The 20,730-nt window shown below is 39.4% G+C and carries 18 protein-coding genes; 10 read left to right on the top strand and 8 right to left on the bottom strand.

Translation table 11 applies throughout. The features are described from left to right. A complete protein-coding gene (locus B9T38_RS06745) occupies nucleotides 1-705 on the bottom strand; it encodes a hypothetical protein (RefSeq protein WP_086196050.1) in 705 nt (234 codons plus the stop codon). 239 nt (nucleotides 706-944) lie between these two features. Further along, nucleotides 945-1,211 carry a hypothetical protein gene (locus B9T38_RS06740; RefSeq protein WP_054580152.1) on the bottom strand — a complete coding sequence of 89 codons (267 nt, stop codon included), beginning with the start codon at nucleotides 1,209-1,211 and terminating at the stop codon, nucleotides 945-947. 163 nt (nucleotides 1,212-1,374) lie between these two features. Here B9T38_RS06740 and B9T38_RS06735 point away from each other — a divergent pair, with 163 nt between their 5' ends. Beyond that, entirely contained in the window at nucleotides 1,375-2,217 is an 843-nt protein-coding gene (locus B9T38_RS06735; protein ID WP_086196049.1) for a hypothetical protein, read from the top strand. 89 nt (nucleotides 2,218-2,306) lie between these two features. Here B9T38_RS06735 and B9T38_RS06730 read toward each other — a convergent pair whose 3' ends face one another. After that, nucleotides 2,307-2,549 carry a transposase gene (locus tag B9T38_RS06730; protein ID WP_086196048.1) on the bottom strand — a complete coding sequence of 81 codons (243 nt, stop codon included), beginning with the start codon at nucleotides 2,547-2,549 and terminating at the stop codon, nucleotides 2,307-2,309. 117 nt (nucleotides 2,550-2,666) lie between these two features. Between B9T38_RS06730 and B9T38_RS06725 the strand changes: the two genes are divergently transcribed. Continuing rightward, complete coding sequence (locus tag B9T38_RS06725; RefSeq protein ID WP_086196047.1) at nucleotides 2,667-2,888, top strand: helix-turn-helix domain-containing protein; 222 nt, start codon at nucleotides 2,667-2,669, stop codon at nucleotides 2,886-2,888. 162 nt (nucleotides 2,889-3,050) lie between these two features. Then, complete coding sequence (locus B9T38_RS06720; protein ID WP_086196046.1) at nucleotides 3,051-6,857, top strand: DUF4365 domain-containing protein; 3,807 nt, start codon at nucleotides 3,051-3,053, stop codon at nucleotides 6,855-6,857. Nucleotides 6,858-6,978: 121 nt separating this feature from the next. Here the strand turns inward: B9T38_RS06720 and B9T38_RS06715 are convergent, their stop codons facing one another. The 4 genes from B9T38_RS06715 to B9T38_RS06705 all read right to left on the bottom strand — a co-directional run bounded on the left by B9T38_RS06715 (nucleotide 6,979) and on the right by B9T38_RS06705 (nucleotide 11,794). Beyond that, nucleotides 6,979-8,262 carry a ribonucleotide-diphosphate reductase subunit beta gene (locus B9T38_RS06715; protein ID WP_086196045.1) on the bottom strand — a complete coding sequence of 428 codons (1,284 nt, stop codon included), beginning with the start codon at nucleotides 8,260-8,262 and terminating at the stop codon, nucleotides 6,979-6,981. Between the two features lie 137 nt (nucleotides 8,263-8,399). Continuing rightward, entirely contained in the window at nucleotides 8,400-8,531 is a 132-nt protein-coding gene (locus B9T38_RS06710) for a preprotein translocase subunit YajC (RefSeq protein ID WP_086196044.1), read from the bottom strand. A gap of 136 nt (nucleotides 8,532-8,667) precedes the next feature. Beyond that, complete coding sequence (locus B9T38_RS16750) at nucleotides 8,668-8,841, bottom strand: hypothetical protein (RefSeq protein ID WP_171263189.1); 174 nt, start codon at nucleotides 8,839-8,841, stop codon at nucleotides 8,668-8,670. Nucleotides 8,842-8,974: 133 nt separating this feature from the next. Further along, the gene (locus tag B9T38_RS06705; protein ID WP_086196043.1) at nucleotides 8,975-11,794 is read right to left on the bottom strand and encodes a ribonucleoside-diphosphate reductase subunit alpha; all 2,820 of its coding nucleotides are present in this window, start codon (nucleotides 11,792-11,794) and stop codon (nucleotides 8,975-8,977) included. A 586-nt stretch (nucleotides 11,795-12,380) separates the two neighbouring features. Here B9T38_RS06705 and bfmR point away from each other — a divergent pair. Next, nucleotides 12,381-13,094, top strand: a complete 714-nt coding sequence (gene bfmR, locus B9T38_RS06700) for a response regulator transcription factor BfmR (protein WP_086196042.1) — start codon at nucleotides 12,381-12,383, stop codon at nucleotides 13,092-13,094. Nucleotides 13,095-13,129: 35 nt separating this feature from the next. Continuing rightward, nucleotides 13,130-14,800: a sensor histidine kinase BfmS gene (gene bfmS / locus B9T38_RS06695; protein ID WP_086196041.1), complete on the top strand. Its 1,671-nt coding sequence runs from the start codon at nucleotides 13,130-13,132 to the stop codon at nucleotides 14,798-14,800. Nucleotides 14,801-14,845: 45 nt separating this feature from the next. On the opposite strand, the gene B9T38_RS06690 is transcribed toward bfmS, so the two are convergent. After that, complete coding sequence (locus tag B9T38_RS06690; RefSeq protein WP_086196040.1) at nucleotides 14,846-15,202, bottom strand: hypothetical protein; 357 nt, start codon at nucleotides 15,200-15,202, stop codon at nucleotides 14,846-14,848. A gap of 569 nt (nucleotides 15,203-15,771) precedes the next feature. Between B9T38_RS06690 and ndhC the strand changes: the two genes are divergently transcribed. The 5 genes from ndhC (at nucleotide 15,772) to nuoF (ending at nucleotide 20,726) form a co-directional block, all read left to right on the top strand. Beyond that, complete coding sequence (gene ndhC, locus B9T38_RS06685; RefSeq protein ID WP_086196039.1) at nucleotides 15,772-16,317, top strand: NADH-quinone oxidoreductase subunit A; 546 nt, start codon at nucleotides 15,772-15,774, stop codon at nucleotides 16,315-16,317. A 7-nt stretch (nucleotides 16,318-16,324) separates the two neighbouring features. Further along, nucleotides 16,325-17,002: a NuoB/complex I 20 kDa subunit family protein gene (locus B9T38_RS06680; RefSeq protein WP_086196038.1), complete on the top strand. Its 678-nt coding sequence runs from the start codon at nucleotides 16,325-16,327 to the stop codon at nucleotides 17,000-17,002. Between the two features lie 87 nt (nucleotides 17,003-17,089). Beyond that, complete coding sequence (nuoC, locus tag B9T38_RS06675) at nucleotides 17,090-18,877, top strand: NADH-quinone oxidoreductase subunit C/D (RefSeq protein ID WP_086196037.1); 1,788 nt, start codon at nucleotides 17,090-17,092, stop codon at nucleotides 18,875-18,877. Nucleotides 18,878-18,891: 14 nt separating this feature from the next. Continuing rightward, on the top strand, nucleotides 18,892-19,401 hold the full coding sequence (gene nuoE / locus B9T38_RS06670) for an NADH-quinone oxidoreductase subunit NuoE (protein WP_086196036.1): 510 nt from the start codon (nucleotides 18,892-18,894) through the stop codon (nucleotides 19,399-19,401). Then, complete coding sequence (gene nuoF / locus B9T38_RS06665; RefSeq protein ID WP_086196035.1) at nucleotides 19,398-20,726, top strand: NADH-quinone oxidoreductase subunit NuoF; 1,329 nt, start codon at nucleotides 19,398-19,400, stop codon at nucleotides 20,724-20,726. The genes nuoE and nuoF overlap by 4 nt, the downstream gene beginning before the upstream one ends. Nucleotides 20,727-20,730 lie beyond the last annotated feature (4 nt).

Below are 20,730 nucleotides of genomic sequence, written 5' to 3'. Positions count from 1 at the left end.
TTAATAGACCTTTCGACTATTCATATTTTCTGAGCGGAGCTTAATTTTTTTATGAAAAAATAAATAATCAGCTAGTTCTTGTTTAAGACCTATTGATTCAAGTGTTTTGTAGACTTGTTGTAAGGTATCAAATTCTTCGAAATTTAAGTGACGTAAGGCGTAATTGATTTCGAGGGTGTTCCAATTGAATCGATGTCCTCTTTGATACCAGTAAAGTAGCTGAGAAATTTCTGATTCACTTGGTAAGTCTATGTGATCTATTAGCTTAAAAGTAATATCAATCGAGTGGAGTAGATCAGATAGTATTGCAAAGCGATTTAAATCATCTGTTGATAGTGATGCTATGGATGGTTTGACTTCATGAACTTCATAACTACCTTTTTTTGTTTTAACTAAAAAATCTGGAAAACAATATTGTTCATTAATAAGTAAAATTTTTAATGCTTGTGAGCGATAATTTATGATGTTGGGATCTTGTTCTAAATGTATCGCATGTGCCAGTTCAAGACGGCTTTCTAATGGTATTGCACCGCAACACTTTTGACTAGGGAATAGGGAAGTTCGACGGCCAAAAGCACCTTGAAAGATTTTACGTTGCCCGTGAAGTGTAGCTGCTACATTTGCTGTTGATTCAAAGGCAATTCTGATTTGTTCAAGGATATTTATTTGAATATCAGTTTTTGAAAAAACTGTTTTATAAGACATATCTGTTTATCCAGAAGTAATCCTATTCTCAATAGATATTTGAGAATGAGTTAATCTGTACTATTACGATTGAATAGCACTTACTTGACTGGTGACGATATAGAGAAGATACTATGATTCTCAGGTCTTTATATGCTTCTATATAAAGTCACAAACGGATCCTTTTAGGGTCCGTTTTTTATTGATTTTTAGTTTAGTTTTTCATGATGACTCCATAATAATTTTTGAAAAATGAAACTTTAGTGGTTATGGTTCGGATCTAAAGATGAGTTTCTTTGGTTTGCTAGCCATGTAGCAACATCTTTTACTAACGCATATTTTCCACGACGATTTGGGAAAGTGAAAATAGGAATAGGAACAGTTTTACGTGTTAATGCTTGACGAAAAGCATCTGTGGTTTTGTAACCTAAAGCAATTCTTAGAGCATCATCAGCTATTAGTGGGCCGTAACGGTCAAATAGCTCTTTTTCTATTGTTGTTGCATCAACTATTAAATGGTTTTGCATAGGGCTTCTTGTATTATCCTGTCACAACAGAAGCATATATCTTTTAAAAAAAGTTTTGTAGAAAGTAAAATTAGCTCAATTTTTTACTCTATACAAATTTCTAATTTATTGTTTTTAAATTAGAAATAATCATAAGTAGGATTTTTTTTGAGACTGACTAAAAATGCAAAATATACAAATGGAAAAAAGAAGTGAGTTAGATATCATTCGAGTTTCATTATGGTATTGGTATATCAGGGTCAATTTATCTAAAAATTCAGATTATCAAATTGAAAAAGTAATTGAGCCAGATGCTTTTAATAAAAATAAGCATGGTGATGTTTATCATAATAATAAATGGCGAGGTTATCGCTTAGGTAAACATACTCCAAGTCCTATACTTATAGGCCAAGCAGAATCTCATGTACAAGGCAGCTCTATGCTTCTTAAACATACTCTTTGGCAAGTCATGAATAACTCCATTAGTATTGATTCGCTGTTAAATGATGAGCTTAGAAATCTATCGTGGGAAGTCCAACGTATTCTTTATAAAGCTAACAAATACGATTGTGGGAGTTTATTAGTCACGACCCTATCTAAAAGAAAATTACGCCAGCTAGAGTGTTTAGCTGGATTGGATGCATTGGCAGCACAGATAATTTTTTTTAAATTAGCTGTTAAAAGGGAAGAGGATACTTCTGTATTAAGTCAGTCTATTTATAGGACTTTACTTATTATGTGTACTGAACTTCCATTTTTTAATTATCGTGAGCACTTTATTTCATTAATTAATTCGAACATCTTCTCTTTAGTTAGCTCAACAGAGAAAGTATTGGGTAAAAATTTTGTGGATAGTTTTTCGAAAAATGTCAGAATTTTGATAAATCTGCTGTTATCAATGGAAGATAAGGGGAAAGTAGGTATTACAAGAAAGGAAAGTGTTAGAGCATTATCAAATTTATTGCATGAAGCACAAGTTCTAAATCTATTGGACGGGGGTAACGTTCTGAAAAAAGATGCTATGTGAACTGCATCGAATGCAAATTATCTTTGAAATTTACATTCGAAATTTTTAATGGGAGCTATTGGATCGTAAAGAATAGGGGGGTAAAAGCTCTACATTTCTAGACGCTTAGATAGTTTTTCTTCCGCATACATTTGCTTTAGAGCTAAATTTTCTTGTTCTAATTTATCTAATCGAATCAGTATTTGCTCATTAATATCTATGTAACTTGCTTTCCAACGATAGAAAGTAGCCACACTGATTTTGTATTCTTGGCAAATTTGTTCGATAGTTGCACCTGCTAAATGCTTTTTAACAATGCCGTTGATTTGAGCTACAGAAAATTTTTGCTTCACAGTGAATTCCTAAACTACTATTCATTAAATTTCCAAACGAAAAATTTCCATAAACAGATAGGGTTAAGTTGAAATATCCTATTTTGGGATATTTTTAATTGTAACTGATATTGAGCCATGCGCTCAATACACGATCCTAGGTATCAGACCCTAATTAAGAAACTTATAGAACTGCGTGAGTCCAAAAATGTGACTCAGGTAGAGCTTGCGCGTTGTTTGAATAAACCTCAGTCCTATGTTTCCAAAGTTGAAATTTTAGAAAGAAGACTTGATGTTATTGAATTGATTGATTGGTTAAAAATTTTAGAAGTAGAGCTAACAAACTTTCTAAATCACTAAAATAAAGTCCACTTTGTATCCTCAATTTAATTAAGGCTGTATGCACTTTATAAATATGAAAAACTTTTACTTTTATGGAGATTCAAAGCTCAATTAAGTTTTTGTTTTTGATATTATTCTATTAATTGAAAGCTTAAAGAGTCAGGATAGGATTCCAAAAATATGGAAAATCTACCAAAAGAGGGGCGCAGTCAAGAAATAGGCCGTTTGGCAGCAAGAGCCTTAGGTATTAAATTGCCTAAATCTTGGATTGAAACACCATTAGCTGGTGATACTGATTTCGGTATTGATTATACAATTCAATTAAAATCCAATGAAAACTATGTAAAATATACTTTTTACTTACAATTAAAAGGTACTACAGTTCCATCTTATAGTGCTGATAAAACTTCTATTTCATATGATTTTAATGTATCTACTCTAAATAATTATCATCAACAAGAGCCTTTAGTAATGGTTGCTGTAGTTGATTTGAGTGAAAATGAAGAGGATTTACCTAATTGCCCAATTTATTACTTTTGGTTAGAAGAAGAATGGTTTTCAACAAATCAACATAAGTTAAAAACTCAAAGTACTATTACTATTAGAATTCCTGTGAATAACATTTTGCATACCTCTTTAGATGTTTATGAATATTATTCAAACAGAATTTTAGAAAAATTTGCAGTAGCAGAGTTAAAAAAGAAGATTCAAATACCAAATAAAACATCAGTAGAAAGTATTGAGCTATTTACAAATGCAATAACTGAAAAACCTCTTCTATTGAAGAGTATAGAAAAACAAAGTGAAGCTCCGTGGATTGATAATCCTACAGGTGAAGTGGCCACTGAATTGAAATTATGTTCTGATTTTTTATCAAATAATAGAGTAAAAGATGCAAGACAGATATTAGATCAATTGCAAGTTAAAATAAATAGTTTTACGGCTCATGAGCTCGCAGAATTTTATTATCAAAAAGGTAATTTGTTGTCTTATGAATATTCTCCTGATGAAGCAGAAGCTCAATTCAAGATGGCATATGAGAAAAATAAAAAAGATCGTTATCAGTTAGCATATTTGCAATCTAGATTTAAGCTAGACTCAATGCCTTCAAATGATGAACTTGAGAATTTAGTAAATACATTGGATGATCAAAGTTTCTCTAAATGTTTTATTAAAGCAAAATCGCTTGCTTTACTTAAAAGGTCGAAAGAGGGTTTAGAGCTATTAAAAGTAAAACATCCAAATGAGATCACTGCTCAAATGGCTATATGTACTATCGGTGAACTTTATAAGGAACTCGATGAAATCATTAAAAAAAACATTGAACTTGAGTTGATTGGTGAAAGAAAAAAATATGATTTTAATGCATTAGCTGCTCGCAGATATTTTCATAAAGCTTCAAACCAGATGGGAATACATGGAGAAGTTTTACCATTCACAGGGCATCCGAAATATAATATTGAAGAAATGAAGTTGTCTTATGTATTCATACAAAAAGCATGGGATTCTGCGAGAAAATTAGGGTATCCAAGTGATGTATCAATGCTAATGGATATCAGTTGCTTAATTTATGGTTATTTTAATAATTTTTCAGAGTTATGTTCTCATATAGAAGAAATTCTGATCGAAAGACCTAATCATACAGAAATAATAAAACATTATATTCGTATATTGTTTAATTCTAGAGATTATAAAAAAACAACTGAGTTGTTAGGGAAATTAGATAATCTAGATGCTGATGAGTGTGGCATAAAGATTCTCTCATATTATCATCTTGGAAAATCGAAACAATGTTTAGAGTTAATAGGAGAATATGAAAGTATTCTGTTAGTTTCTCCGAGAGAAAATACGCCAGCGATTTTTTGTGTTGGGATTGAAATAGCTGAAGCAACTTTTCAAAAGGCTTTAGTTGTAAGATATGAAAATATTGTTAGAAAATTAAACAATGGTGAAGCTTTTTTTGCTATCCAAAAGTTTGTTTCAGCATGCAATATGGATAAAAGTCGGAGTAAGGAATTTGCCCAAGATTTATATGAAACTTATGTGAAGCTAGATAAGCCATTTGTTATTGCAGAACAGTTATTGCCATATTTAGATCCTCACAATAGTGCAACTGCACATCAAATAATTGAACTGGCTGAGCATATTCTAAATATTAGAGAACTTAGTAAGAATAAATATTTGGATTTAGCTCAAGCATTTTTTACTACTGAAAGGTGGAAGGAAGCTGAAAAGTTAGCTGAGAAAAATATAGCTAAAGGTGTAGCTGTTTCTAAGTGGAAATTAGTACAAGCTGCTGCTTTGCAAAATCAGGGTAAAGTTGGGATTGCTTATAAGACTATTGAAAATGTTATAAAGTCAGAAGATATTGGCAGAGAAGAACAAGAGTTCTTTATTTCGTTGTCTCTCTCTCTTGGTCTAATTGATAATGTGGTCGATTTTCTTGAAGAAAACTTGGCTAATTCAACTAATGCTCAAAGTATAATTTTAATTGTCAGACGACTTATCGCGATCTATATCAATAGACCTGAATATGGGGAAAAGCTAAAGGCTGCAATTTTGAAATATGGAGCATTAATAGATCAAGCTAACTGCGAACAAGAAGGAGATTATTTGCATTTATGTATTCTATATGCTCCTTTTGATAGTCCTGAACAATTTAAAGAATATCAAGCAAGATGTAATAATTATTTTGAGACCTTTCCTAATTCCACAGCTTTTAGAAGAGCAAGTATAGATATTGAGGGAGATGGTGAAGCTTTATTAGCTTCTTTAAGGCAATTGACTGGTGTAACTCCAGAATTAGAAGAAGTGTGGGAGAGTAATAAACAAAAGTTGAGAAATAGGGAGCTTCCGATACCTTTTTCCATGCGTGGATATTTTTTACAGAATACAAGGGACGTTTATACCACTTGGATATTGTCAAAATGTTCTAAAGATGAAGAGCTTGAGTTTAGAATCGTTCATGCCCCTCAGATAGAAAAAGATAACTTCATAAAATTGATTGATATTTCAGATATTATTTTATTTGAGGAAACATCGTTATTAATTCTAAATGAGTTAAATATTTTAGATGAATTTTTAAGAATATTGCCGAAATTTTCTATTATTACTTCAGTGTTTAAAAATTTAAACCTTACTACTCATGAGTCAATATCTATTAATAGTCAGATATCTGGTAATATTTTAAAAGCAATTCAAAATAATATAGAAAAATTGCAATTAATTGATGATGAAGAGAAAGACTTTAAGTACGACTGTGATTTGAACGATGAAAGTGTTTTGCTATTAACTGATGATTTATATTTAACTTGGTTAGTGAAACAACAGAATCCAAATGTATCTTCCGGAAATATTTTTAATGTATTGGAATTTCTTTATGAGAAAAACATTTTAAGTGAAGATGAGTTTCATGAGCATATAGTAAATTTTTTTAATGTTGGAATTATTGATATAAGTATACGTTTTGATTTTTTGGGGGAGTTAATTAATTATCATTTAGGGAAATCAGATGTTGAAAATTATGAGGATACTGGTTTTAAATGTATTTTTGATAAAATCCTTATACAAGGAAGTAACTTTAGAGATAAACAAAAGCTATTTCTAGAAATGTTTAGTTGGGTTGATATAAGTGATTTATCAGCTGATGCTTTGATAAGTTTGATTAGAAAGTTATTAGAGGATCATCCTATTTTTGATCCTCAAAAGATTGTAAACACTTGGTTTGTATATTGTGGTTTGAAAAGGGAAATATTAAAAGATGCTGATACATCAGTTAGTAAAATACATGAAGATTTATGGCTGAAATATAAAGAAGTTGTGGAAATCTTAAATGGCACTAAATATTCAGGTGAAATTTTATTAAGAGATGTTATTAAAGTAATTGAAAGTTTGGATGAAAATATTAGTGAAATAGCACTCAATAATTTGAAAGCTTCTTTTTCTAGAGATACCAAAGAATATAAATATCTGGAAACTATAATTTAAGTATGAGTAAAAAATAGAGCCATCTGGCTCTATTTTCTCAATGACAACTTATGTGTCGCGCAATGACATTTTATTTGTCGCAAATGACAACTTATGTGTCGCGTGACGCTTTTTATATTTCTTACCAGCTTAACGCACCGCCGGTCTGATAGTCCGTAACACGCGTCTCGAAGAAATTCTTCTCTTTACGCAAGTCCATCATTTCCGACATCCACTGGAATGGGTTATTCACACCAGCGAATTGTTCAGGCAAACCAAGTTGTGCTAAACGACGGTTACAGATGAACTTCAGGTATTCTTCCATCATCGCAGCATTCATGCCAAGTACACCGCGTGGCATGGTGTCACGTGCGTATTCGATTTCAAGCATGGTGCCTTCAAGAATCATCTGGATGATTTCTTCCTGGAATTCAGTCGTCCATAAACCTGGGTTTTCGATCTTGATCTGGTTGATCATATCGATACCGAAGTTTAGGTGCATAGACTCATCACGCAGGATGTACTGGAATTGCTCGGCAACACCGTTCATCTTGTTACGACGGCCCATAGACAAAATCTGGCTGAAACCACAGTAGAAGAAAATACCTTCAAGTACACAGTAGAACGCGATCAGGTTGCGAAGCAAAATCTGGTCATTTTCAGGTGTGCCAGTTTTGAACGTAGGGTCACTTAAAGACTGGGTATATTTCAGACCCCAAGCCGCTTTACGTGCAACTGATGGTACTTCACGGTACATGTTGAAGACTTCGCCTTCATCCATACCTAGCGACTCGATACAGTACTGATAAGCGTGAGTATGAATCGCTTCTTCAAATGCTTGACGCAAGATGTACTGACGGCATTCAGGGTTGGTGATGTGACGGTAAATCGCCAGTACCAGATTGTTTGCAACCAGTGAATCGGCAGTCGAGAAGAAACCGAGCGAGCGCATCACGATGGTACGTTCATCTTCAGTCAAGCCATTTTCAGACTTCCAAAGTGCGATGTCGTGGTTCATGTTGACTTCTTGCGGCATCCAGTGGTTGGCACAACCGTCCAGATATTTTTGCCAAGCCCATTCGTATTTGAACGGAACCAGCTGGTTCAGGTCAGCACGACAGTTGATCATTGCTTTATCATCAACCTGTACACGCTGCGCGCCCATTTCAAGCTCTTCCAGACCTGGAGCAACATCAAGGTTCTCTAGGGAAGAAGATGCTCTTGCCAATGAATCGGTTGGATTTGATCCTCGGTTTTGAGTGGCTCTAAGGGGTTGTGCAGTTGCCACATGCGACGGTGCGTTGTGTGCATCAGATACCACCTGTGTATGAGCCGCTTTTTGCGGTTCGACGGGCGCAGACTTGTGTTCAGGTGCAGCCGGTTTTTGCGAATCATCTTCGAAATCGTCCCAACTTAGGATAGACATATCAATTCTCTCTTCGTTGCTTATATCCGTTATCTGACATCTCACAAACGAAGATGTCTACTATACGCTTAAATTGTGTAAGCAAAATTAAGTTTTGCCGACTACTGCTCTAATCTTGTTCGATAGGACAGATATCCTCACGACTTATTTTGATTACGCTGCTGTTTGCGAATGGCTAAAAACGCATAAACCATAGGCGTGTAAAAGAAAATAAAGGCAAACACCAGTACTGCAAGTCCTAACATGTAGTTATGAGTCATATGGAGCATGGTGGTTTATTTCCTTTATTGTTAAATATTAAATCCTCCCCAAACCCCTCCTTTAATAAAGGAGGGGATTTCCGTGAATTCTTTTGCTTCCACGGAAGTCCCCCTTTGGAAAAGGGGGATTTAGGGGGATTTTGTATCAAGCAACTACCTGAGTAGTTGGTTTAATACCTTCAAACTTTTGTTCATTCGCTTGGTTTATTGAAACCAATATTGCAACTGAGCAGGGTAATAAGCATGTGAAGCAAAAAGTCTGAATTTCCTTGCGTACAATGCGAACTTTCTTTTTAAATTCTTTAAACTTTTTCGACATGTTCTATTCCTTTTACGGAATCAATCATAACGAATTAGCAAAAGTGAGTTCTTATGCTAACCGCTCATAAGAATCAACCATTGCTAATTCGCAATGAAGAGATAAATCTCGGTTGATTCCTAATCCGGCTAACTTACTGACAAGCCTCACAATCAGGGTTGTCAATTGAACATGCCATTGGCACTGGCGCTGCTTGAGCAAAACCGTCTTCTTCAGCTTTCACTTCAGGCGCTACCGCAGCAGTTACAGGTGCTGCAACAGTGGCCGGTTTAACGGCATTCAATGCACCAGTATTAATGGTCGATTTCTCGGCAGAAGTTGCACCCAATGCACGGAGGTAATAAGTGGTTTTAAGACCACGTAACCATGCCATTTTGTAAGTCAGGTCAAGTTTCTTACCGTTTGCACCAGAGATGTAAAGGTTAAGTGACTGAGCCTGGTCGATCCATTTTTGACGGCGTGATGCAGCATCTACAATCCAGCGTGGTTCAACTTCAAACGCAGTTGCGAAAATCGCTTTAAGCTCTTCAGGAATACGAGAAATCTTTTGTACCGAACCTTCAAAGTGTTTCAGGTCGTTGACCATCACTGAATCCCAAAGACCGCGATCTTTTAACGCACGTACCAGGTACGGGTTGATCACTGTGAATTCACCAGAAAGGTTAGATTTCACATACAGGTTTTGGAAAGTCGGTTCGATCGACTGAGATACGCCACAGATGTTCGAAATAGTCGCAGTAGGTGCAATCGCCATTACGTTCGAGTTACGCATACCGTCTTTTTGAACTTTGGCACGTAAAGTGTCCCAGTCTAAACGTTGTGTACGGTCTACTTCAAACATGCGTTCTGGGCGTGATTTAGCCACGATGTCTAAAGAATCAATAGGAAGGATGCCTTGATCCCAAAGTGATCCTTTAAATGTTTCGTAAGTACCACGTTCAACAGCCAAGTCGCTAGAGGTTTGAATCGCGTAGTAGCTGATCACTTCCATAGATTCGTCAGCAAAATCTACAGCTTCATCAGAACCGTAAGCCAGTTTCATTTCATATAAAGCATCTTGGAAGCCCATGATACCCATACCAACTGGACGGTGTTTCAAGTTCGAATTTTTCGCTTGAGGTACTGCGTAGTAGTTGATGTCGATGACGTTATCGAGCATACGAACGGCTGTTTTTACAGTGCGCGCCAATTTTTCACGATCTAACACACCACCTTGAACGTGCTGTACCAGGTTGATTGAACCCAGGTTACATACCGCAATTTCGTCTTGGTTTGTGTTTAGCGTAATTTCTGTACACAAGTTAGATGAATGCACTACGCCTACGTGTTGTTGTGGTGAACGCAAGTTACATACGTCTTTGAACGTGATCCAAGGGTGACCGGTTTCAAACAACATAGAAAGCATTTTGCGCCATAAGTCTTTGGCACGCACTTTCTTGTGCAGCATGTCGGTTTCTTTGGCAATGCTTTCATAATAAGCATAGCGTTCTGCAAATGCCTGACCGGTTAAATCATGAAGGTCAGGTGTTTCAGATGGCGTGAACAAAGTCCATTCTGCATCTTCAAATACACGTTGCATGAACAGGTCTGGAACCCAGTTTGCTGTGTTCATGTCATGGGTACGACGACGGTCATCACCGGTATTTTTACGCAGTTCCAGGAACTCTTCGATATCCAGATGCCAGGTTTCTAAGTATGCACATACTGCACCTTTACGTTTACCACCCTGGTTTACCGCAACGGCAGTATCGTTGGCCACTTTAAGGAAAGGTACGACACCTTGTGATTTACCGTTGGTGCCTTTGATATATGAGTTCAAGGCACGAACAGGCGTCCAGTCATTACCTAAACCGCCAGCCCATTTAGACAGCATGGCATTATCACGCATTGCACCATAAATGTTGTAAAGGTCATCGGCAATCGTGGTGAGGTAGCAGCTCGACAACTGTGGACGTAAAGTACCAGAGTTGAACAGGGTCGGCGTAGAGGCCATGTAGTCGAAGCTAGACAATAAGTTATAGAACTCGATTGCACGCTCTTCACGGTTTTCTTCATTTAACGACAGCCCCATTGAAACGCGCATAAAGAACAATTGCGGTAATTCAAAACGGATGCCATTTGAATGAATAAAGTAACGATCAAATAAGGTTTGCAGACCTAAGTAGGTGAACTGGTTTGAGCGTTCTGGTTGAATCGCCGCTGCCAGTTTCGCAAGGTCAAAATTCAATAATTCTGGTGACAGAAGATCAAGCTCGATCCCTTTCTTAAGGAAAGTCTCTAAAGCATCGCCTTCGTTGGTGTCTGTAGATAGGCCCAAGAACTCTAAACCTGTAGCAACCAGATTGTCACGAAGTAAACGTGCAGTCACATAGGTATAATTTGGTTCTTGTTCAATACGGGTACGTGTCGCCATCATCATCGTTGTAGCGATGTCAGACTCTTTTACGCCGTTATAGAGGTTTTTTACGGTTTCATCGACAATGGCTTTAACGTCAATACCTTCCAGGCCTTCAGCTGCTTTTGCCACATGTGCTTCTAGTGCGCCCAGGTCAAGCGGTTTAAGCTGACCATTTGCAGTAGTCACTTGTAAAGTCGGATGGTGATGAGCACCGGTCTGTTTGCGTGCTTCAGAGCGTTGTTCGCGGTAGATGACATACGCACGTGCAACTTTTTGTTCACCAGTACGCATCAGCGCAAGTTCAACCTGGTCTTGAATTTCTTCAATATGAATTGTGCCGCCTGACGGTAAACGACGGTTAAACGTATTCATCACCATTTCAGTCAGTTGCTCGATACGATCATGAATACGGCTAGAATCTGCACTTTGCTGGCCTTCTACAGCCAAAAAAGCTTTACCAATCGCTACAGAAATTTTTTCTGCGTCAAAAGTGGCAACATCACCGGTGCGTTTAATCACCTGAAGTTGACCAGGAGTTGAAGTGATTACGCTCATTTAGCATAGCTCCATTGTCATCTATTTTTATGTTTATGGACCGTTTGAACCGGGCAAATTTTATGCCACAGTATTTGAGGAATAAACACAAGACCTAGTGGTTTTAAAATTAATTGAACACAAGATACGGGAAAATTTAGGGTAGATCAATATTGACATTTTGCTAAATATTTTTCTTAGTACATGCATTAATCTCTGTAAAAATATTGCTATTTTTATTGATTTTTCTATAAGCCTTATCAGGCAAGGCATAGCATAACAAAGCTAAAAAAATGTGCTTATAGATAACATTGTGGATAACTTAAAAGAAGCTATCTAACTAGTCAGAAACTGTGCAAACAGACAGGCGGTTTAAAAAATAGACATTTTGTAGCTAAATATTTCTATAAATAGCCTGAAAATTACTAGAATATGAAAAATTCAATAAATTCAATGTTTAAAAAAAATATAACAAAATGCTACTTTGATGTATCAGTTTGGTGAACAGCATCTTGTTTACAATGTAAACGTGTGTATATTGCTGAAGATATTAAAGCCTATCCAACGGATTTTTAAGGATAGCTTAATCCATATAAAGGGGCATTTTATGAGCCAAGAAGAAAAGTTACCTAAAATTTTAATTGTTGAAGACGATGAACGTCTTGCGCGTTTGACTCAAGAATACCTTATCCGTAACGGATTGGAAGTTGGGGTAGAACCTGACGGTAATCGTGCAATCCGCCGTATCATCGCTGAACAGCCAGATTTGGTGGTACTTGATGTCATGTTACCGGGTGCGGATGGTTTGACCATTTGTCGTGAAGTACGTCCACATTATCATCAGCCGATTTTAATGCTCACAGCACGTACTGAAGACATGGATCAGGTTTTAGGCCTGGAAATGGGGGCAGATGACTATGTCGCAAAACCTGTTCAACCCCGTGTATTGCTTGCCCGTATTCGTGCCTTGCTGCGCCGTACCGACAAGGCTCCTGAAGATGAAGTGGCTCAACGCATAGAATTTGATGATCTTGTGATTGATAATGGTGGCCGTTCAGTGACCTTGAATGGTGAGCTGGTTGATTTTACCAGTGCGGAATACGACCTGTTATGGTTGTTGGCTTCAAATGCGGGTCGCATTCTTTCCCGTGAAGACATTTTTGAGCGTCTGCGCGGTATTGAATATGACGGTCAGGACCGTTCAATTGACGTACGTATCTCGCGTATCCGTCCAAAAATTGGCGATGATCCTGAAAATCCAAAACGTATTAAAACGGTACGCAGTAAAGGTTATCTTTTCGTTAAAGAAACAGGTCTTTAATCTCTGCCCGCTCGCTAATTTTATAGGACAACTACGTGTTTAAACACAGTATATTCTTGCGCATTTATGCAGGATTAGTGATTTTAGTGGCCTTGGTTGCCTTATTTGGCTATCTGCTGGTACAAATCATCAATTATCAGCGTGCGCAAGAATATCGTGAATCTTTAACCGATGGTATTTCTTATATCATTAGTGAAGGGATTGCCCGACAGCCGAATGAGCAGCAGAAAAAAGACTGGATTTCCGATGCTTCTGATTTGCTGGAGCTGCCGATCTATTATGTTGATGCGGCTAAGGTGGATTTATCGCGTACCGAGAGAAAACGGATTGAAGAGCGTAAAGCAGTCGTTCGTTATGATGCAGAAAACTCCATTGCTTATATCATTATTGGTCTGAAAGATGATCCTCAGCATTTGCTGTATGTAAAAGTGAATAAAATAGGCGAGCGCCAGATGAAAGCCTTACCTATTTTCATTTTGGATTATCTGGTGTATTACCCTGGGCAAGAAAAAGAGTATCTCGCCAAAATTCAATCGAATTTTTCTTATCCGATTGCCATTGAAAAAGTGCAAAACCTGCCGCTTGATTCTGAACAAATCGGCCGGCTTCGCTTGGATCACAGTATTATTTTGTACCGTGATAATGCCTCGGTTCGGGGTACCACCATCTCGATCGTTTCTCCTATGCCCAGCTCACCTTCCGAGGTGCTGGTTTTAGGGCCTGTACCTTTATTTAACTGGATGCCTTTCCAGTTGGCTGCTGGCATTACCTTACTGAGTCTATTTGTGTTAAGCCTTGGCGTATATGGGTTGTTGGTGCCAATGCAGCGTCGTTTACGTGAAGTGAATTACGCCTTGCATCGTATGAAATCGGGTGACATGACCTTGCGTTTACCGGTCGATGGTACTGATGAAATGGCCAGTCTGGCGACCAATTACAACAGCATGTCCGATCATATTCAGCGTTTGATTGAAGCACAGCGCGAGCTGATGCGTGCAGTTTCGCATGAACTGCGAACACCTGTAGCACGTATCCGTTTTGGTATGGAAATGTTGGCCGAAGAAGATGACTATGAGTATCGCCTACAACAGGTTGAACAGATTGATAAAGATATTGAAGCGCTCAATACCTTGATTGATGAAATCATGACCTATGCAAAACTGGAGCAGGGCACACCTTCTTTAGATTTTGAAAAAATCGTGCTGTTTGAAGTGCTGGATCAGGTGGTGATTGAAACCGAGGCACTTAAAACTCAAAAAGAAATTGAACTCAAAGCACCACCTATTAGTGTGGTGGTCGATGCTGAGCGGCGTTACTTGCATCGTGTAGTACAAAATCTGGTTGGCAACGCGGTTCGCTACTGTGATCATAAAGTGCTTGTCAGTGGTGGTATCAATGACGCGGGGCAGGCTTATGTTCAGGTAGAAGACGATGGTGCCGGTATTCCTGAGGAAGAGCGGCAGCGCATTTTTGAAGCTTTTGCCCGTCTGGATGACAGCCGGACCCGTGCTTCAGGGGGCTATGGTCTAGGTTTGTCCATTGTGAGCCGTATTGCTTACTGGTTTGGTGGGAAAATTGAGGTGGATCAAAGCCCGATTTTAGGCGGGGCTCGTTTCACCATGTCGTGGCCGGTACAGCGGTTTAATAAAGCAAAAAAGAAAACCGGTGTCCTTAAGGTTGATGGTGCCATACAGACAGAATTTTAAAGAATAGGGAACACTAAAAAGCACCGCATTCGGTGCTTTTTAGTCTTATTCATGACTGGTGGCATCTGGTTCAATCAGGCTTTTTCCCTGTTTTAAGCTAGCGAGTGCATCGGCATTAAGATCTAGTAGCAAAGAATTGTTTTTGGGATCTATGGCATAATGGCTAATCAATTTCTGGTCCCCATTTAATGTTTCGACCTTGTATTCATCCGCAACGTTTAAAATAGCTTCGAGATTGGTGGTGGTGGCAGCAAAGTCTTGGCGGAAAAGGTCATAGATATCACGCAGGTCAAAAATGGCATCCTGAGCATCTGGGTGTTTCTCAATGTATCTTTCCACATGGTGGACTAACAGTTGTGCAAAGAAGAAATATTCAGATTCATGGGCATATTTTAATGTCATTATAGTTTCTCCTGTCTATTCGCTTTTTGAATTTTAAATACCAATATCACAAACTGTTAAACGCATGTCAAAGTGTTGCAAAAAAACTACAAGAATAAAGCAGCTTATGCAAAAGATATAAGGTAATTTCTAAAGCAAAGAAAGGCGGTATTTTTAATATCGTGATGATAGGGAAGAAAATTTAATCAATTTTTGTGATTCCTGTCATTTTTTAAATAAATACTCAAAATAAACTGAACTTTTAGAATCGAGAGAATATTCAACAATAATTGAATTTCGGGATTGCAAAATAAGTGAGCAATATTTCCTCATAAAATCTTAATGTGAGAAAATTTAATAAAAATAACTGTTTTTATTAAATAAAACGATGAAGGTGTTGTGTAAAGGAATAGATGTAAATTAAAAGCGATAATGCTGAAAAAATCATCCAAAAGACTAAGGCTTATGAGCTAGCAAGTGAAATCATAAATCAGGTACAATTGACGGGATTAATTTTGTGTTTGGTGTATTTGAAGGCCAATACATACATTCTTTGTTAATAAATTAGGCCTGCCAGGAGTTATCCCCGCATGAGTGCCATTACTCCATACGATTGGGCAATTATTGCCTTCGTGATCGGCGTTACATTTCTTTGTGTCTTTATGCTCACAGTTCCTTTACTCCTTGGGGGTAAATCATGGGGCCGTGCAAAGCAAGAGCAATTTGAGTCAGGTGTGGTAGGTGCTGGTGGAGCACGCATCCGCTTATCTGCGAAATTCTACTTGGTTGCTATTTTCTTTGTGGTATTTGACCTGGAAGCATTGTATCTCTACGCATGGGCTACATCAGTTCGTGAAGTAGGTTGGTTCGGTTTTACCACTGTTGTGATTTTTGTAGTTGATTTATTGATTGCTTTGATTTATGCGATTGCTGTAGGCGCATTAAACTGGGCACCAACCGATCGTCTCAAAGCGGCAGTGATGAAATCGAAAGTGGGTTCAGCAAATATGAACCTTGCCGACATTACACGCTTCAATTCTATTGAAGAGTTGGTTGTTGACCCTACAGGTCAAATTCCAGCTCAATCATCTGGTCGTGTGAAAAAATCTGCGACTACATCATCTACTAAGGAGTAACCCGGGAATGAAATATACATTAACCCGTGCGAATCCGAATGCTGATCAATATCCACTTCAAGAGCGTCAAATCGTTACTGATCCGCTTGAAGAAGAAGTGAATAAAAATGTGTTCATGACTCGTTTAGAGGATGTAATGCATACAGCTGTAAACTGGGGCCGTAAAAACTCTGTATGGCCCTTTAACTTTGGTACATCTTGCTGTTACGTAGAATATGCAACCACTTTGACGGGTGTGCATGATATGTCGCGTTTCGGTGCCGAGGTTATTCGTGCTTCACCACGTCAGGCGGACTTAATGATCGTTGCAGGGACCTGCTTCGTGAAAATGGCACCTGTAATCCAGCGTTTATATGAGCAAATGTTAGAGCCTAAATGGGTGATTTCAATGGGTGCTTGTGCAAACTCTGGCGGTATGTACGACATTTATTCGGTTGTACAAGGTGTGGATAAAATCATCCCTGTCGATGTGTACATCCCGGGCTGTCCGCCACGTCCTGAAGCATTATTGCAAGCATTAATGTTGTTACAAGACCAAATTCAATTAGAGCGCCGTCCACTTTCAGCGGTTATTGGTGATGATCTTCAGCCAGTGTATAAGCCAAAGATGCAGCCAGAACGTGACCGTAAGAATGCTGAACGTATTGCCGTGAAAAACTTACGCTCTATGGATGAAATTAAATAATCCGAGCGACAAAATATTGATGCACCCGGTCTGGGTGTAATTGTCGTTCAGGTTGACTGAATTTGTATTGAATAGGAAGCCAAGCCAATGGCTGAAACTGACATTGCTATGCCAGAATCAACGCCTGTTGATTCACGCCCAGCATTTGCAATTATAGAAGAGCTCAAAACCAAATTTGGTGAGAACTTCTTTGTGCAAACGACTTTTGAAGACTTTCCAACAGTCTGGGTTGAGCGCGCACGTGTGCAAGAAGTCTTAATGTTCTTGCGGAAAGTAGAACGTCCTTACGTGATGCTGTTCGATTTGTCTGCGGTAGATGAGCGTTTACGTACTCACCGTGACGGTTTGCCTGCGTCAGACTTCACTGTGTTCTATCACTTGTTGTCGCTAGAGCGTAATACTGACATTCGTATTAAAGTTGCCTTGAATGAGAGTGATCTCAACATTCCAACAGCAACCAACATTTGGCCAAATGCCAACTGGTACGAACGTGAAGCTTACGATATGTTTGGTATCAACTTCGAAGGGCATCCAATGCTCCGTCGTATCTTGTTGCCGACATACTGGGAAGGTCACCCGCTGCGTAAAGAATATTCTGCACGTGCCACTGAATATACACCGTATATGCAGAACCAGGCCAAGCAGGACTTTGAACAGGAGCACCTTCGTTTCGTTCCTGAAGACTGGGGGCTAAAACGCGGTAACGCCGATGAAGACTTCATGTTCCTGAACCTGGGGCCTAACCATCCATCTGCGCACGGTGCGTTCCGTGTGATCTTGCAGTTGGACGGCGAAGAAGTAAAAGACTGTGTGCCTGATATCGGTTATCACCACCGTGGTGTGGAAAAGATGGCTGAACGTCAAACCTGGCATTCATTCATTCCGTATACCGACCGTGTTGACTACCTGGGTGGTTGTGCTCAAAACATGCCTTATGTGATGGGTGTGGAGCAACTGGCGGGAATCACTGTTCCTGACCGTGCGCAATGTATCCGTGTCATGATGTCCGAATTGTTCCGTATCAATAACCACTTGTTGTATATCGGTACTGCAATTCAAGATGCCGGCGGTATGACACCAGTATTCTATATGTTCGCTGACCGTCAAAAAATCTATGACGCCATCGAAGCAATTACTGGTTACCGTATGCACCCTGCATGGTTCCGTATTGGCGGTACTGCACACGATCTTCCAAACAACTGGCAACACCTCATTCGCGAAATCCTGGACTGGATGCCGAAGCGTATGAACGAGTACTACACTGCGGCTTTGAAAAACTCAGTGTTTATCGGTCGTACCCGTAATGTTGCGCAATACGATGCAAAATCTGCATTGGCTTGGGGTGTAACCGGTACAGGTCTACGTGCGACAGGTATCGACTTCGATGTACGTAAATACCGTCCTTATAGCGGTTATGAAAACTATGATTTCGATGTGCCGGTTGAGTACGAAGGCGATGCTTATGCACGTGTTCTGGTTCACTTCCGTGAAATCGAACAGTCACTGAAAATCATCAAGCAGTGCTTAGACAACATGCCGTCTGGTGCGTACAAAGCAGACCATCCACTGGCTGTTCCACCACCGAAAGATAAGACACTACAAGATATCGAAACCTTGATTACGCACTTCTTGAGCGTGTCATGGGGTCCTGTAATGCCTGCAGGTGAAGCATCTGTGATGGCAGAAGTGGTAAAAGGCGCGTCTAACTATTACTTGACTTCAGACAAGTCAACCATGAGTTACCGTACCCGTATTCGTACACCGACTTTCACGCACTTACAGCAAATGCCTTCTGTGATTAATGGCAGTCTTGTATCTGACTTGATCATTTATTTAGCGACAATTGACGTCGTAATGGCTGACGTGGATCGCTAAGGGGTAAACGCATTATGATGATTTTGACTGATAAAAAGCCACGTGTGAATGTTGAAGGGATTTTAACTTCGGAAGAAATCCATGAAATTGAACATCACATGGGTCACTACCCGTACCCGCGTGCTGCATGTTTAGATGCGCTGAAGTGTGTACAACGCCGTAATGGTTGGGTAGACGATGCACAAATGAATGCAATTGCTCAAATGCTTAGCATGAGTGTTGCAGATCTTGAAGGTGTTGCGACTTTCTATAACCGTATTTACCGTCAACCGGTTGGTCGTCACGTAATTTTATTATGTGATTCAATCGCATGTTTCTTGATGGGTGCGGAAACTCTGGCAGAAGCGTTCCAGCGTGAATTGGGGATTCAGTTTGGTCAAACCACCGCTGATGGTCGTTTCACTTTATTGCCAATCTGCTGTCTGGGTAACTGTGACAAAGGTCCAACCCTGATGATTGATCAAGATACGCACGGTTTGGTTGAAGTAACTTCAATTAAACAGTTATTGGAGAAGTATGTATGAATACTGAACCAAAACCAATTTATGGCGACGGTAACCCAGAAACTCACCCATTAACATGGCGTTTGAGCAAACAGGAACACGTTCGTAGTGCTGATGATTACGAAGTGCTGGAAGGTTATGCCGGCTTTAAAAAAGCCCTTGGCATGCAACCGAAAGAAGTGCTTGAAGTCATTAAAGCTGCGACTGTAAAAGGTCGTGGTGGTGCAGGTTTCCCAGCAGGGATTAAATGGTCATTGATGGCGCCAAATGATGGTGGCCCTCGTTACCTGATCTGTAATGCCGATGAAATGGAACCGGGTACTTTCAAAGACCGTTTGTTGATGGAAAAACTTCCACATCAATTGATCGAAGGTATGCTGATTGCAGGCTATACGCTTGAAGCAACGCAAGGTTATATCTTCATCCGTGGTGAATACATCGAAGCTGCTCAATACTTGAATGAAGCATTAGAGCAAATTCGTGCCAAAGGTTACCTGGGTGAAAATATCCTGGGTTCTGGCTGGAACTTCGAAATGCATGTGCATACCGGTGCGGGTCGTTATATCTGCGGTGAAGAAACTGCATTGATTAACTCGCTTGAAGGTCGCCGTGCCAATCCGCGTACCAAACCGCCATTCCCGCAAGTTGCAGGTGCTTGGGGTCGTCCTACGATTGTCAACAACGTAGAGACCTACAACAACTTACCTGCGATTATGTTACGTGGTCCAGAATGGTATGTGGGTTTATCTGAAGGTAAATCAAAAGATCCAGGTACCAAAATCTACGGTGCATCCGGTAAGGTGAAATTCCCAGGTCTTTGGGAACTTCCATTCGGTACCACTGCGCGCGAAGTGATTGAAGAGCATGCCGGTGGTATGCGTGACGGTCTTAAACTGAAAGCGTGGTTACCAGGCGGTGCATCGACTGACTTCCTGGCAGCAGAGCACATTGACCTGCCGATGGATGCAGAAAGCATCATGAAAGCGGGTTCACGTTTAGGTACGTGTTTGCTGATGGTGGTAGACGAAACTCAATGTATGGTATCTGCGACTCGTAATTTGGAAGAATTCTTTGCGCGTGAATCATGTGGCTGGTGTACACCTTGCCGTGACGGTTTACCTTGGGCGGTAAAAGCGCTTAAAGCACTGGAAGATGGTACAGGCAAGAAAGAAGATATCGATCACTTACAAGAACTGACTCGTAAGCTTTGGATTGGTAAGACTTTCTGTGCCCACGCTCCAGGTGCAATGGAACCGCTTATGGGCGCACTCAAACATTTCCGTGGCGAATTTGAAGCGAAAGTCGTAAATGCTGCCGCTCAAGTTAGCTCCGTAGAACAAGCTTAAGGAA

The sequence above is a fragment of the Acinetobacter sp. ANC 4218 genome (genome assembly GCF_002135245.1).
Taxonomy (GTDB): Bacteria; Pseudomonadota; Gammaproteobacteria; order Pseudomonadales; family Moraxellaceae; genus Acinetobacter.
The sequence above is the reverse complement of the archived record's forward strand: the minus strand, read 5'-3'. Positions and strand labels throughout refer to the sequence as shown.